Raw genomic sequence first — 14,111 nt, 5'->3', positions numbered from 1 at the left:
GGAACAACATGAACGCCCCGCCCTTCTCCCCTCCTCCCTTCCCGGACACCGGCAACGCCGTGCGGGCCGCGAACGCCATCCGTGAGGGCGTCCTCGCGGAGGTGCGCAAGGCCGTGGTCGGGCAGGACGAACCGCTGGAGCTGATGCTCTGCGGGCTCGTGGCCGGCGGACACATCCTGCTGGAGGGCGTGCCCGGCGTGGCCAAGACGCTGATGGCCAAGGCGCTGTCGCGCAGCGTGGGCGCGGACTTCAAGCGCATCCAGTTCACGCCGGACCTGATGCCCGCGGACATCCTGGGCACCAGCGTCTTCGACCTGAAGTCGCAGGCCTTCGTGCTCGCTCGAGGCCCCATCTTCACGGACCTGCTGCTGGCGGACGAAATCAACCGCGCTCCCGCGAAGACGCAGTCCGCGCTGCTGGAGGCCATGCAGGAGCGCGCCGTGTCGCTGGAGGGCAAGAACCTCCAGCTGTCGCCCATGTTCACGGTGTTCGCCACGCAGAACCCGGTGGAGTCCGAGGGCACGTACCCGCTCCCCGAGGCACAGCTGGACCGCTTCCTCCTGAAGATCGACGTGGGCTACCCCGCGCCGGAGGAGGAGGACGCCATCCTCGAGTCCGTGCACCGGGGCTTCGACGCGGGCGACCTGGCGCGCGCGGGCGTGAACGCGGCGGTGACGAAGGACGACCTGCTCCAGGCGCGCTCGGCGCTCAGCACGGTGAACGTGGAGCCGCCGGTCCTCGGGTACATCCGCAAGGTGGTGGCGGCGACGCGGAGCTCGCCCAACATCCGTCTGGGCGCGGGACCGCGCGCGGGCGTGCACCTGCTGCTCGCGTCGAAGGCGCTGGCGGTGCTGCGGGGCCGCGACTTCGTCACGCCGGACGACGTGCGCTTCCTGGTGGGCCCGGTGCTGCGTCACCGGCTGCTCCTCTCGCCGGACGCGGAGCTGGACGGGGCCACGCCCGCGGACGTGCTGCGCGAAGTGGTCCAGGGCGTCGAGGTCCCCCGGTGATTCCCTCCGAGCGCCTGTGGGGGCTGCTTGCCCTGCTAGCGCTGCCCATGGCGCTGGCGGGCTTCTTCCCTGGCCTGGGCGGCGCGGTGCTGGCGCTGGACGCGCTGGCCGTGGCGCTGGCCGCGTTCGACTTCCTCCAGGCCCGCCGCGTGCGGCTGGAGGTGGAGCGCCTGTTGCCGGAGCGCCTCAACGTGGGCGTGGCCAATCGCGTCGAGCTGCGCCTGGTGCACCGGGGCGGAGGCACGGTGGAGGTGCGCGTGAAGGACGACGCGCCGCCGTCGTTCACCGTGGAGCCCTCGGAGGCGACGCTGCGCCTCACGCCGGACAGCCAGACACAGTGGGTGTACCGGGCCACGCCCGCGAAGCGAGGCAAGTTCAGCTTCGGCGCCGTGCACGTGCGCGTTCGCGGTCCGCTGGGGCTCGTCTCGCACGAGCGCACCTTCCCGGCGGAGCGCTCGGTGTCGGTGTACCCGGACCTGCGAGGAGCCCGCAGGCTGCTGTTGTCCGGCGCGGCGCTGGACCTGGTGAACCTGGGTCTGCGGCAGCTGCGGCGTGACGGCCAGGGCAGCGAGTTCGCGCGCCTGCGCGACTACGCCCAGGGCGACAGCGTGCGCGACGTGGACTGGAAGGCCACCGCGCGCCGGGGCAAGCCGGTGACGCGGGTGCTGGAGTCGGAGCGCTCGCAGGCGTTGATCATCTGCGTGGACGCAGGGCGCTCCATGGCGGCCCAGGTGGACGGCCTCACCAAGTTGGATCACGCGGTGAACGCGGCGCTGTTCCTCGCCTTCGTGGCCATCCGCAACGGGGACCGAGTGGGCCTGGCCCTCTTCGCGGACGGGGTGAAGGCCTACCTGCCGCCCGCGGCGGGCCGGGGCCAGTACCGCAAGCTGGTGGACACGCTCTACTCCACGACGCCCAGCCTCACGTACGTGGACTACCTGGCGCTCTTCAAGGAACTGAACGTGCGCCTCAATCGGCGCAGCCTGCTGTGCGTCTTCACGGACTTCCTCGACGAGGAGCAGGCAGGAACGCTGGTGGCCCCGCTGCACCGGCTGGCCCGCCGCCACGTCCCGCTGTGCCTGTCCGTGAAGGACACCGCGTTGCAGAAGCTGCTGCGCACGCCGCCGTCAGGACCGGAGGAAGCGTTCCAGCACGCGGTGGCGTCGGAGCTGCTCACGGACCGCGAGGTGCTCAAGGCGCGCGTGAGCAAGGGCGGCGTGCAGATGCTGGACGTCGCACCGGATGAACTGAGCCTCGCGGCCGTGAATCGGTATCTCGACATCAAGGCGCGCGGCGTCCTGTAGGGGGGCCACATGATCCGGACGGCATTCCAGACGGCGGACTTCACGGCGGTCCCCGTCGACGACAACGACACGCACGTCCTGCAACCACTCCTCGACCGCTGCGAGGACTACCACCAGATCGCCTACGGCCGTCCCGCGCTCCCGGATCAAGCCCGGAACATCCCCAGCGGACGGCCTCCCACGCTCGCCCCCGGCCAGGGTCACCTCTTCGCGCTTCGCGACGCGCAGAGCGGCCTCGCGGGGATGCTCGAAGCGCTGCGCGACTTTCCGGCACCGGGTGAGTGGTACATCGGCCTGCTGCTCCTCGCGCCGGAGGCCCGGGGCCACGGCCGGGGTGAGGCCGTGCTGAGCGCCTACGCGGACTACGTGCGCGCGAACGGCGGACGGCTGCTGCGAGTGGCGGTGGTGGAGCACAACGACACCGGGCGCCGCTTCTGGACGCGCGTGGGCTTCCAACCAGAGCAGTGGGTGGGCCCCATCCAGCAGGGCCTCCGGATGAACCGGGTCCTGAAGATGACGAAGGCCCTCGGCTAGGCCTCGGGTCCCTCACGCAGCCAGCCCACGAAGCGCGTGTCGGGCACGTCGCCGCGCACGCGGTGCAGACCCCGCTTGAACAGGGCATAGACGCGGAAGAATCGCTCCAGGCCCACGCGCTCGGCGGGCGTCATCGGATGCGTCCCGCACACCACCTTCGGGTCGCCCTTCCCCGCGTCAATGAAGCCCAGCACGGCCACCACCGGCATGCGCACGCGCTGACCCTGCGACAGCCGAGGCCCCAGCACCACCGCGTCCAGCGGGTCTCCATCATCCGACAGCAGGCCCGGGATGGATCCGTAGTTATACGGACACGGCAGCGGCGACACGAAGTCCACGGAGCCATCCGCGCGCCGCTTCACCATGGAGAAGCGCGGACACTCAATCAGCACCTCCGGCTCACGCGGCAGCGGAGGCACGGACAGGTCCGGCCCACTCATCCCGCCAGCTCCGCCGTCGTACGCGCATCCCCGCGCCGGCCGCGCATCCAGTCCGAAAGCAGGTACGCGTAGACGCCCGCCCCCACCGTGAGCGCGAAGCCGACCTTGAAGGCCACCGACAGCTTCGGAGGATGAATCTGCGACACGGTGCCTTCGATGAAGCCCGCGAGCACGAACAGCACCAGCGTGCCGAACAACATCTTCACCGCGGTCACCGCCTCCTTGCGCAGCGCCTGCCCGCGAGACAACCCACCCGGGGCCACCATGCCCCGCGCGATGACGAGCCCCGCCGCGCCCGCGATGCAGATGGCCGAAATCTCCGGGATGCCGTGCGGGAGGATCCACGCCCAGAACCACCCCGCCATCCCCTTCGCCGCGTACACCTGCGCGAGCGCCCCCAGGAACAGGCCGTTGACGAACAGCATCACCGCCGTGCCCAGCCCCAGCGTGACGCCCAGCGCGAACGCCAGGAAGGCCACCTGGATGTTGTGCGTGAAGAGGAACGTCGTGAACTGGGCCTGCTCCTCCACGGTCATGCCCTTGCCCGCGGCCTCGTCCGCGGCGCGCTTCACGGGGTCCAGGCTCATGTGCTGCCCGGGCACCAGGTAGTGCCCGGCGTCCGGATCCACCACCATGCCCACGTAGCCGAAGCCCGCGCCCGCCAGGAACAACAGCACCGACGCCACGTACATGCGCCACTCATGACGCAGGAGCGCCGGGAAACCGCGCGCCACGAAGGCCCACACGTCCGCGAACCGGGGCCGGCGGCCCGGATACGTCAGCGCGTACGCGCGGCCCACCAGGTCGTTGAGGTACGCGCTCACATCCGCGGAGCCGCTGCGCGCGCGCACCCACAACAGGTCGCTGGAGACGGCGCGGTACAGCTTCCCCAACGAGCGGGCCTCGTCCAGGCTCAGCTTGCGCAGCCCCTCGCCCTCGGACTTGTCCAGCAGCGACTCCAGTTGCTGCCAGCGCGGGCGCCGCGTCTCGATGAACTCCGCCATCTCCATGGGCCCACTCTAACCGAGCCCCGGAAACGGCGAGGCGCCGGCCGCCCTCCCCGTGTCGAGGGAGGACTCCGGCGCCCCGGTGCTTCAGGACCACGGAAGCGCTACTTGACCAGCTTCTCCAGCGGCTTCGCCTCGGTGGAGGCCTGGGCCTCCGTCCACTCGACAACGGGCGTCTGCCAAGCCATGCCCGTCTCCGCCGGGTCCGTGTCCAGCTTCTCGAAGTCGAAGCCGTCACCGCCGAAGTACAGGTACTCGACCGTGGCGACCGTGTACTCCTTCTTCGGATCCAGCGCCTTGCCCTGAGCGTCCTTGAACTTGCCCTTGCCCGCCGCGGTGAAGCCGGCCACGAGCGCGTCCGGGTTCGCCAACTGCTTGGCCAGGTCCTCGCCCTTGAGCTTCACGGTGAGCAGCGAGTTCTCGAACGGCATCGCCGAGTACACGCTGCCCAGCGTCACTTCACCCTTGGCCAGGCCATTGCGGATGCCGCCCTTGTTGAGGATGGCCCCGTCGGTGTTGAGCTGCGTGCGCACCGCGCCCGCCACCCACTTCGCCATCAGCGGCGAGTCCTGCGGGATGCCCGTCTTGGTGAAGCCGATCTTCCGGCCCAGCGCCTGGTCCACCTTCGTCTGCCACTCCGCGATGCGCTTCGCCGTCTCCGCGTCCGGCGTGCCGCCCGCGACCTCGACGACCTTCGTGTCCACGCCGGTCAGCTTCTGGCCCGCCGGCTTCGCCGGGTCGAACTTCAGCTGCGCGCGCAGGTACGAATCAAAGCCGCGACCCAGCGACGCGTACGTGGTGTCACCCTCGGTCTTCACGCCCGGGGCGTCCGCGCCGCAGCGGCCACCGGCCACCAGCGACACCTTCCAGTCCGCGTGCTTCGCCAGCACCGGCTGCAGGTCCGTGGGGCACTGGTCCGCCACCACCACGACGACGTCCGCGCCCGCCTTGCGAGCCTCGGGGATGGCCGTGCTCAGCGCGTCCTCGTTGGGGGTGACCTCCAGGCCCTCGGCGCGGCCGGACATCGCCGTGCGCACGGTCTTCTGGGAGGTGAGGCCCACCACCGCAATCTTCAGGCCCCGCCGCTCGTAGACCTGGAACGCGGGCATGGACAGGTCCTTCGCCAGCGTCGCGTCCGTCACCTTCAGGTTCGCGGCCAGGAAGGGGAAGCCCCCGGCCGTGCGGTTCTTCAGGAAGGAATCCTTGGCGTACGACAGCTCGTGGTTGCCCAGAGCAGAGGCCGCAAAGCCCATGTGCCCCATCACTTCGGCCGTCGGAGCACCCAGGAAGAAGGAGGAGATGGCCGGGCCCGTCCACAGGTCGCCCGTCGTCAGGGCGAGCGTGCCGGCATCCGGACAGGTCGCCTGGCCGTCCTTCAGCGGACCGGCACAGTGCTTTTCATCATTCACCCAGCGGCCCATCAGCTCCGCGGCGCCGCCCTTGCCGTCAACGGGCAGGAGTTGGCCACGGGCGCTGCCGGTGACGAGCACCGTCACCTCAGAAGGCACGGCGGGCTTCGCGGGCTCGGCCGCCGGGGGCGGCGTGGCCGGAGCCGGCGGGGGAGTCTTCTCACAACCCGCGAGGGCTCCCAAGGCGAGGACCAGCGCGCCGGACGACAGCGTGAGCTGGCGGGAAGGACGACGGAAGGGACGCAGCGAGAGAGGGTTCGGGTTCACGGCCGGGCCTTTAGCACATCCCCAGCGTGGTAGCGTGAGGCAATGACGGGCATGAAAGGCAAGGATTTCAAGCCTTTACAGGAGGAGAAGGACGGCGGGACTCCCAGTGGACGAGGGGACTCCCGGGGCCGGAACTTCGCCTCGGAGCTGTGGGGCGAGGTTCGGGGTGGCGCCGAGCACTTCCAGTCCACGAAGGGCCAGCTGCCCAAGGGCCGCATCCGCCAGTTCTTCTACGGGGTGGCCCTGCCCTTCCACATCGCCCGCGTCACGCTCGCGAGCCCCGCGGTCCGCGCCACCTACGTGAAGGTGACCGCGCTCCAGACGGCGTTCCTGTTGGCCATCGCCGCGGGGTGGGCGTTCCACCTATTCGACGGAGAACAGGAAGCGAAGAAGCAGGAGCGGCGGAAGGAGACGCCCGAGGCCCGCGCCGCGCGTGAGCAAGCGCAGGCCCGTATCGAACAGCGGGCGAAGGAGCTGGAGGCCGCGAAGGGTGATCCGGCCGCCATGAAGAAGGCGCTCACCGCGCTCGTCGAAGAGGCCGTCAACGCGGGCAAGACCGGCGACCTTCCTCCGGAAGAAGCCGCCACCACCGCAGAGGACGCGGCGGATGAGGCCGCCACCGCCGTCGAGGAGGCAAAGGAGGAACACGCAGCGGCCGAGCCGCAAAGCGGCTCCGCGCGGAACGCCGACGAGACCGCGAGCGACACCGGGGACGCGGAGGACTCCCTGGGCGACCAGATCTCCGCCATCGTCCGGGCGGAGGTGGAGGAGGCCCTGCGGGACGTCCCGGAGGCGAACGCGAAGGGCCCGCGCGTCCAGAAGGAACACCAGAAGAAGGGGTTCAACGTCGACGCGCCCAAGGTGCGCAACGGCATCTTCTTCCTGGGCAGCTGGGAGTTCTGGGCGCTCTTCTTCGGCTCGCTGAGCGCGGTGCAGTGGATCGTCGTCGCCCTGTCGCGCGACTACCACACGGTCCTGTCGCGCGAGGCCAGCCTCGCCACCGGTGTGCCTCCCGAGGACCCCGAAATCTCCCCGCGCGTGCGCCTCAACGTCCCCTGGCTGCGCGCGAAGTTCCAGCGCCGCTGGCGGGCCCTCATGCTGTTCCTGGTGGGGATTCCCGCCATCCTCCTGCTCTGCATCCCGCTGTGCTGGTTCCCGAAGTCGTTCACCATTCTCAGCAGCGTCTGGGGCTTCTGGTGGCTGCTCGTCTTCACCGCCGCCAAGAGCGACCGCGCGTGGATGGCCCCCGTCACGCGTCCGCCCTGGTTCGTGCGCGTCTGGAGCGCGCTGCCCGCCCTGCACGTGGGGCCCCTGCGCAACTACGCGGCGCGCCTGGCCCGCCGCTCGGAAGGAGTCGCCGCTCCCATCGCCGTCGTGGAGCGTCAGCCGTGGGTGTTCGCGGGGCTCGCGCTCACGCGGTTCGTGGGCAGCATCCCGCCGTTCCGCTGCTTCACGCGGCCGTTCATCCCGGTGGCCTCGGCGCACCTCATCGGCCTGGACCCCATGCAGCCGCCCGCGCTCAAGAGCGGTGAAGCCCCGCCCGCGCACGGCGCGGGGGACTGACTCACACGTCGGAAGGCGCGTTGCCTTCGGGCGGCAGGCCGCCAATGCCCTCCAGCGGCGAGGGGGGCTGCTGGGGGGCGCCCAGCTCCAGCCGCTGGCCCTCCTCACGGCGCGCGGGCAGGTCGATGACGCTCTGGAGCTGCTGGCTCACGGAGCGGAAGAAGCCCGTGAGCAGCTCCGGCCGGTCCGCGAGCAGGTCCAGGAAGTCGCGCCGGTCGATGACGAGCACGCGCGAGTCCACCGCGGCCACCATGTCCGTGGGACGGGGCGCGCCGTCCAGCAGGCTCACCTCGCCAATGGCCTCCTTCGCCTGGAAGCGCAGCACGTGCTCGCCGTTGCGGAACGCGTCCACCGCGCCCTCGACGATGACGTAGAGCGCGTCGCCCGGGTCGCCCTGGCTGTAGAGCCGCTGACCCGTCTTGTAGGACGCCTCTCGCGCCACCTCCGCGATGGCGGCGATGTCATCCACGTCGCTCTGCGAGAAGACGCTCACGCCCTCCAGGGCGAACATCCGTTGGACGATGGTATCGCTCATGTCACCCTCCTGCGGGAGCACGTCCAGGCCATTCACCCGCGCCACGTGGCGGGCGCACGCGCGCAGCACCAGGTCCTCACTCTGCACGAGCCCCGCCAGCCGCCGCCACAGACGGCCCGGCGCTCCAGGCGGCAACTCGCGGTGGTGGGCCTCCACCTGCTCCATCACCAGCTCGCGCTCCTCCTGCGCCACCAGGTTCTCCAGCAGCTCCAACGCATAGGCGCGACGGCGCGAATCGTTGCCCACCAGGTGCTGGTGGATGCGGCGCATGGCCTGCGGCGGATGCAGGAGGCCCAAGAGGAAGAACGAAAGCTCCAGCGCCTGATCCAACCGGTCGCCCACCGCGCGGGTGAGCAGCGACTGGGGACCCAGCGCCGCCTGCACATCGCGGAAGGCACCCACCAGTTGGCGGTACGTGTCGCGGCGGCGGCCCAGCGCCTCGTGGATGCGGTCCACGTCCACCGGGTGGTCCGGCTGCTCTTCACGCAGGCGCGACAGCTGCGCGCCGATGCGGAAGTGCAGCGCCGCGTCGTCGCGCACGTTGGAGAACAGGAGCGCGTTGAGCGCCGCGGACGAACCAATGCCGCGCAGCACGCGGGGAAGCTGCATCCGCATGGCCAGGGGCGCGGCCTTGTTGTTGAGCTGCAGCTCCAACAGCGGCGTCACCGCGTCGCCTAGCTGCACCAGCGACTCACGCGCGGCCGGACGCTCCTCGCGCCAGCCGAGGAACGGCAAGAGGCGTGGCGCCAGCTCCACGTAGCCGCCCTCGCCCACCGCCACCAGCGCCACGCGCCGCACGGAGATGTCCATGTCCTCCAGGTAGAGCGACAGCGGCCCCGCGAACCGAGGGTCCTTCAGCCGGCCCAACAGCCGCGCCACCTCGCGCCGCTCGGCCACAGGCGCGTGATCGCCCTTCGCCAGCAGCTCGCGCAGGGACTCCAGCGCCGCGGAGTTGCCCTGCGTGCGCATCAGCGCGCCAATGGCCGCGCAGCGCAGCCCCACGTCGGAGCTGGTGAGCAGCGGCGGCAAGAGCCGCTCCGCGCGCTCCGGGGACAGCCGCGCCAGGGCCCACACAGCCTGGTCGCGGGGGCGGCGGGGGCCCTCCTCCACCAGCCGCTCCAGCATGGGCGCCAGCTCCCGGGCCTCGAAGGACAAGGCCAGCGTCACGCCGCGCTCCTGCACGCGCTCGTGGGGATGGGAGAGGAGCGAGGCCAGGTGCTGCCGCAAGGGCGCGGCCTCCGCCTGCTCCAGCATGTCCACCGCGCGCAGCACCCGCTCCGGCGTGGGAGCGCCCAGCGCCTCCACGAGCAGCTTCTGCGCCTCGCCGCCCAGCTCCACCTCTTCCTCTTCGTGCGCGCCCACCTGCTCGCCCAGCGCCGTGAGGTACGCGGGCTTGAGGCGCACGAGAAGGAGGCCCAGCGCGGCGCACAGCGCCACCACCGCCACGGCCATGGTGATGCCGTTGGCGCCCCGGCCCGCGCCGATGAGCAGCAGGCCCGCCAGCACCACGCCGCCCTTGCGCAACAGCCCGTCCACCGCGCTGCGCAGCCCCTCGCGCTGCTCGTCCGGCACCGCCGCGTAGAGCAGCTGGATGCCCACGGGAAGGATGGAGTAGCTCACCGCCGTCTCCACCAGCCGCAGCAGGTGCACCGGCCACAGCTGCCCGGTGGCCAGCGTGGCACCCGCCAGCGGCGCGAGCACCAGCGGCACCAGCGCCAGGTACATGAGCAGGCCCATGCGCTTGAGCAGCCGCTCCGCCACGAGCAACTGGAACGCCACGCAGAACAGGCCAATCCACAGCTGCAGCGAGCCGAACAGCGCCGCCAGCCCGTCCTCGCTCAGCGTGCCCTCCACGCGCAGGCGGAAGAGGTAGTCCACGAAGGACGACAGCACCGCGAACGCGATGCCCAGCGCCGCCAGCACCTGCGCGTAGGGGCTCGCCCCCAGGTAGCTCCATGCCGGGAACCACGCCTGCAGCGAGCGCGTGCGCGGGGGCGGAGCCGGCTCCGCCTTGTGCAGGTGGTGGAAGATGGCGCCCGCGGCCAGCAGGCTCACCGCGCCGCTCACCACCACCGCGGGCGTGCCCAGCCGCACCGCCAGCGCCTGCACCAGCAGGCCGCCCGCGATGCCGCCGCCCATGCCAAAGCCATTGAGCACGGTGAAGGCCCGGCGCGCCTCGCGCGCGTCGAACGCGGACGCCATGCGGCCCCAGAAGCGGAACGACACGAACGTGCTGAAGCAGTCCGCGAACAGGTACAGCGCCAGCGCCGGCATGCGCTGCCCCGCGGACAGCGCCGCCGCCAGCCCCAGCGCCAGCACCCCGCCCACCCCGGTGAGGATGCCCGGGGACTCCGTGGGCGCGTCCGGCCGGGCACGAGGCAGCAGCGTCAGCGACGCCGTCATCAACGCACCCAGGAGGTAGAGGTACGGCAGCGCCTGGGACTCGAAGCGCGACAACACCAGCGCGTTCGCGGACGTCTTGAGCTGCGTCACTCCCGCGATGAGCGCGAACTGGAACGCACCCGCCGGCAGGACGCGGCGGTTCCAGGATGAAGGTTCAGAAGGGGCCACGGGCGCGGGAATGCGGACAGGATAACGTGGAGCCCGCTATTCACGAATAACACTCTTCAGGTCCCGCGAGCATCCACCCTCCCGTCGCAGTCGGCCGCCCGCCTGCCCGGCGTCGGAGCCAGACTCCGGACTGGGAGTCCTTGCGGCCCCCACGGAAGGACACTCCTGTGAGCCCCACGGAACGCCGGCCGCGTGGCGTACACTCCGGCGCCGTGACGCCCACCCCCGACACCCTGCTCGACGGCACCCACACGGTGCTGACCCCGGAGTACGTGGAGTTCCGCTTCACGCTGGCGGGGGTGTACTCGCGCTTCCTCGCGTGGCTGATGGACGCGCTCATCGTCGGCTTCGTCGCGATGGTGGTGCTGCTGGTGTTCCAGGTGGCCATGGCCGCGTTCCCGGGGTTCGCCAGCGCGCTGGGCATCGTCGTCTACTTCCTGGTGGACTGGGGCTACGGCATCACGCTGGAGACCGTGTGGGCCGGCCAGACGGTGGGCAAGCGCGTGATGTCCCTCCGGGTCATCCAGGAGAGCGGCGTGCGCATCGGCTTCTACCACGCGGCCCTGCGCAACCTGGCGCGCGTGGTGGACCGGCTGCCGCTGCTCTATCTCGTGGGCGGCTCGGTCGCGCTCGTGTCGCGTTCGCACCAGCGGCTGGGGGACCTGCTGGCCGGCACCATCGTCGTGCGCGAGCGGCGCCTCAAGATGCCCTCCGCCCTGGAGACGCGCGGCGAGGAGGGCCTGCTGGCGGATCCGCTGTTCGTCTCGCGCGTGAAGCGGCTGTCCACCGAGGAGCGGGAGCTGGTGCTGTCCGCGGCCCTGCGCCGCGAGGAGCTGCGGCTGGAGGCCCGGCTCACGCTGTTCTCCGCGCTGGGCGCACGGCTCCAGGACTCGCTCGCCATGGAGAAGCCCGCCCACCTCTCGGACGAGAAGTGGACGCTGCTCGTCGCCGCCGCCCTGCTGCCCGCCCCGGCGGCTCGCCTGGGGCGGCCCACGTCCGGACCTAGAAGTACGTCGCCAGGCCCACGGAGCCCGTCAGCGACGTCTGCGTATCCTCGTTGAGCGCGATGTAGAAGTTGTACTGCGCGCGCACGCCCAGGCTCACCGAGTCGCTGAGGAAGAAGTCCACGCCCGCGTTGGGCCCGATGCCCACGAAGTTGCTGATGCTCTCCTTGAACACGATGAGGTAGCTCACGTCCGTTCCGATGTACGGGCGGATGGTCTCCTCCAGCAGCAGGTAGCGGATGCCCAGCGACGGCGCCAGGCCCACCACGCGCTTCTCCGGCGTGGAGAAGGTGTCCGTCGGGAACATCAGCTTCGACAGCGAGACGACCTCGAAGCCGTTCTCGATGTAGAGGCTGCCCTCCAGGCCGATGAACGGCGTCCCCGCGAGGCCCGCGGTGCGCTTGAAGTCCATGTAGCCCAGCGACAGGCCCAGACTCCGGTTGGAGAACTGCGCGTGAGCAGGAGCCGCGCCCAGCAGGGCAGCGAGCAAGCCGAAAGCACAAAGGTAGGTACGCATGGCGAGGCACTCTACAGCCGGCCTAACCCCTGGAAAACAGCGCTGATTCAGCACAAGCCCGGCGTTGCCTCACGGGGTGGCGCTCTCCTACACTCGGCCGGCCATGCGTCTTCGCCTCTTCCTTACGCTGACCGCCGCCGTTTCCCTCTCCACCACTGCCTGTCTCAGCACGCCGCCCCCGCACGAACGGGCGCTCATCAACAATGAGCTTTGCGCGCAGGAGATGGCCAACGGGGACCTGCAGAAGGCGGAGACCTACTGCAACCTGGGCCTGGAGTTCTCCCCCCAGTACGCGGACCTGTGGGCCAACAAAGGCCTCATCGCCATGTACTCGGGCAACAAGGGCAAGGCGAAGGAGTTCTTCATCAAGGCCCTGCGCTTCAACCAGGAGCACCTGCAGGCCTACCAGAACCTGGGCGTCCTCTACCTGGATGAAGGCGCCTACGGAAAGGCCCACGACAACTTCAAGCGCGCCCTGCAGGTGAACCCGGACAACCTGGAGTCGCGCTACGACCTGGGCCTCACCTACATGAAGATGGGCAAGAAGAAGGAGTCCAAGAAGGAGTTCGACACGCTGCTCGCGGTCAACCCCAACGTGGCCAACGCCCACCACAACCTCGGCATCATGGCCTACGAGGAAAAGGACCTGGAGACGGCCTTCGAGCACATCTCCCAGGCCGCCCAGCTCACCCCGGACTCCTCGGAGGTGTGGCACGACCTGGGCACGGTGCTGATGGAGCAGAGCCGCTTCGCGGAGGCCCGCGAGGCCTTTGGCAACTGTGCCCGCCTGGATGAGAAGAACTCCAGCTGCCTCAACAGCCTCGCCGTCGCCCAGCGCAAGGTGGCCCTCACCGACTCCGCCCTCAAGGAGCTGAAGGACACCCAGACGGCGGAGAACAGCGCCCCGGCCATGTACCTGCTCGCGCGCCAGTACCGTGAGAAGGGCCTCCTCGCGGAGGAGGAGAGCGCCTACCGCAAGTGCGTGAAGCTGGATGCCAAGTTCGCGCCCTGCCACTTCGGCCTCTTCCAGATCTTCTCCGAGGCCCACAAGCAGACCCACGCTCAGACGGCGTGCAAGAACTTCATGAAGTTTGGTACCTCCGAGGAATTCCCCACCGAGTACACGACGTGTGAGAGATTCCTCGCCAACGACTCGTTCTAGCCGTCCCTTGGGGTAGCGACACACGCGATGAGCGTCCGTCTGACCGTCACACAGCGCAGCGAGGCCGGAGGCGCCTCGGGCCAAGAGGTCGTCCTCGACGACTCCGTCATCACCCTGGGGCGGGACAAGACCTGCCAGGTGGTGCTCCCGCAGCAGGCGGTGTCGCGCAACCACGCGCGCATCATCCAGGAGGGCACCCTCTACTTCCTGGAGGACCTGGGCAGCGCGTACGGCACGAAGATCAACGGCAAGGCGCTCCCCAAGGGGGAGAAGGAACTGCTGCGCAACGGCGACGTCATCGCCATCGCGCAGTACGACGTCCGCTTCGACAAGGTCGTGGAGATCGCCCCGGACGTCAGCGACAAGACGTCCTTCCTCGCGCGCGGCATCTTGAAGGACGCGATGCGCGGCCTCGCCGGCGGCGAGGAGCGCTTCCTGCGCTACATGAACGGCCCGCGCGAGGGCCAGCGCATTGAAATCTCCGAGGCCCAGGAGCACGTCTTCGGCCGCGACGAGAAGGAAGCCGACGTCATCCTCAAGGACGACCTCGTCTCCCGCAAGCACGCCAAGGTGCGCCGCGACTGGTCCGGCACGCACGTGGAGGACCTGGGCAGCCGCAACGGCATCAAGGTCAACAAGAAGCGGGTGAACCGCAAGGCGCTCAAGGACGGCGACGAGCTGGAGATTGGCGCCACCCGCTTCGTCTACGTGGACCCCGCCGAGCCCCCTGACGAGCCCGCGGTGAGCCTTGCCGCGGAGAGCTCCGCCGTCGTCCCGGCACCCTCGCC

Annotated in this window: 12 protein-coding genes; 7 read left to right on the top strand and 5 right to left on the bottom strand. The window is 70.2% G+C overall.

The features are described from left to right. The 3 genes from D7Y15_RS37925 to D7Y15_RS37915 all read left to right on the top strand — a co-directional run. Positions 1–1,010: MoxR family ATPase (locus D7Y15_RS37925; RefSeq protein WP_233605246.1), on the top strand; the 1,010-nt coding region annotated here is incomplete at its 5' end. Next, entirely contained in the window at positions 1,007–2,314 is a 1,308-nt protein-coding gene (locus D7Y15_RS37920) for a DUF58 domain-containing protein (RefSeq protein WP_120580099.1), read from the top strand. The genes D7Y15_RS37925 and D7Y15_RS37920, both read left to right, overlap by 4 nt. A 9-nt stretch (positions 2,315–2,323) precedes the next feature. Beyond that, entirely contained in the window at positions 2,324–2,848 is a 525-nt protein-coding gene (locus D7Y15_RS37915) for a GNAT family N-acetyltransferase (RefSeq protein WP_121755616.1), read from the top strand. Here the strand turns inward: D7Y15_RS37915 and D7Y15_RS37910 are convergent. From D7Y15_RS37910 to D7Y15_RS37900, 3 genes are all read right to left on the bottom strand, one after another. Next, the gene (locus tag D7Y15_RS37910) at positions 2,845–3,288 is read right to left on the bottom strand and encodes an inorganic diphosphatase (RefSeq protein ID WP_121755615.1); all 444 of its coding nucleotides are present in this window, start codon (positions 3,286–3,288) and stop codon (positions 2,845–2,847) included. The two genes, D7Y15_RS37915 and D7Y15_RS37910, sit on opposite strands and share 4 nt — an antisense overlap. Next, complete coding sequence (locus D7Y15_RS37905; RefSeq protein WP_120580101.1) at positions 3,285–4,298, bottom strand: stage II sporulation protein M; 1,014 nt, start codon at positions 4,296–4,298, stop codon at positions 3,285–3,287. The genes D7Y15_RS37910 and D7Y15_RS37905 overlap by 4 nt, the downstream gene beginning before the upstream one ends. Positions 4,299–4,399: 101 nt before the next feature. Further along, positions 4,400–5,971, bottom strand: coding sequence for a bifunctional UDP-sugar hydrolase/5'-nucleotidase (locus D7Y15_RS37900; RefSeq protein WP_121755614.1), 1,572 nt, complete (start codon positions 5,969–5,971; stop codon positions 4,400–4,402). 51 nt (positions 5,972–6,022) lie between these two features. Between D7Y15_RS37900 and D7Y15_RS37895 the strand changes: the two genes are divergently transcribed. After that, entirely contained in the window at positions 6,023–7,534 is a 1,512-nt protein-coding gene (locus tag D7Y15_RS37895) for a hypothetical protein (RefSeq protein WP_147452227.1), read from the top strand. A 1-nt stretch (position 7,535) separates the two neighbouring features. Here the strand turns inward: D7Y15_RS37895 and D7Y15_RS37890 are convergent, their stop codons facing one another. Next, positions 7,536–10,640, bottom strand: a complete 3,105-nt coding sequence (locus D7Y15_RS37890) for a cyclic nucleotide-binding domain-containing protein (RefSeq protein WP_121755613.1) — start codon at positions 10,638–10,640, stop codon at positions 7,536–7,538. A gap of 212 nt (positions 10,641–10,852) precedes the next feature. On the opposite strand from D7Y15_RS37890, the gene D7Y15_RS37885 reads away from it, so the two are divergent. Further along, on the top strand, positions 10,853–11,701 hold the full coding sequence (locus tag D7Y15_RS37885; protein ID WP_120581589.1) for an RDD family protein: 849 nt from the start codon (positions 10,853–10,855) through the stop codon (positions 11,699–11,701). Here the strand turns inward: D7Y15_RS37885 and D7Y15_RS37880 are convergent. Continuing rightward, positions 11,643–12,161, bottom strand: coding sequence for a hypothetical protein (locus D7Y15_RS37880; protein ID WP_120581588.1), 519 nt, complete (start codon positions 12,159–12,161; stop codon positions 11,643–11,645). The two genes, D7Y15_RS37885 and D7Y15_RS37880, sit on opposite strands and share 59 nt — an antisense overlap. Positions 12,162–12,264: 103 nt before the next feature. On the opposite strand from D7Y15_RS37880, the gene D7Y15_RS37875 reads away from it, so the two are divergent. Both D7Y15_RS37875 and D7Y15_RS37870 read left to right on the top strand, forming a co-directional pair. Beyond that, positions 12,265–13,323, top strand: a complete 1,059-nt coding sequence (locus D7Y15_RS37875; RefSeq protein ID WP_169822684.1) for a lipopolysaccharide assembly protein LapB — start codon at positions 12,265–12,267, stop codon at positions 13,321–13,323. 27 nt (positions 13,324–13,350) lie between these two features. Continuing rightward, the coding region (locus tag D7Y15_RS37870; RefSeq protein ID WP_139923858.1) for an FHA domain-containing protein at positions 13,351–14,111 on the top strand (761 nt) is incomplete at its 3' end.

This window comes from Corallococcus sp. AB030, from assembly GCF_003668965.1.
Classification (GTDB): domain Bacteria; phylum Myxococcota; class Myxococcia; order Myxococcales; family Myxococcaceae; genus Corallococcus; species Corallococcus exiguus.
The sequence above is the reverse complement of the archived record's forward strand: the minus strand, read 5'-3'. Positions and strand labels throughout refer to the sequence as shown.

Bases quoted from the DNA above. Each gene is read 5' to 3' on its own strand.
- D7Y15_RS37875 (WP_169822684.1), top strand. From the start codon at position 12,265: ATGCGTCTTCGCCTCTTCCTTACGCTGACCGCCGCCGTTTCCCTCTCC.
- D7Y15_RS37915 (WP_121755616.1), top strand. From the start codon at position 2,324: ATGATCCGGACGGCATTCCAGACGGCGGACTTCACGGCGGTCCCCGTC.
- D7Y15_RS37895 (WP_147452227.1), top strand. From the start codon at position 6,023: ATGAAAGGCAAGGATTTCAAGCCTTTACAGGAGGAGAAGGACGGCGGG.
- D7Y15_RS37910 (WP_121755615.1), bottom strand. From the start codon at position 3,288: ATGAGTGGGCCGGACCTGTCCGTGCCTCCGCTGCCGCGTGAGCCGGAG.
- D7Y15_RS37905 (WP_120580101.1), bottom strand. From the start codon at position 4,298: ATGGAGATGGCGGAGTTCATCGAGACGCGGCGCCCGCGCTGGCAGCAA.
- D7Y15_RS37880 (WP_120581588.1), bottom strand. From the start codon at position 12,161: ATGCGTACCTACCTTTGTGCTTTCGGCTTGCTCGCTGCCCTGCTGGGC.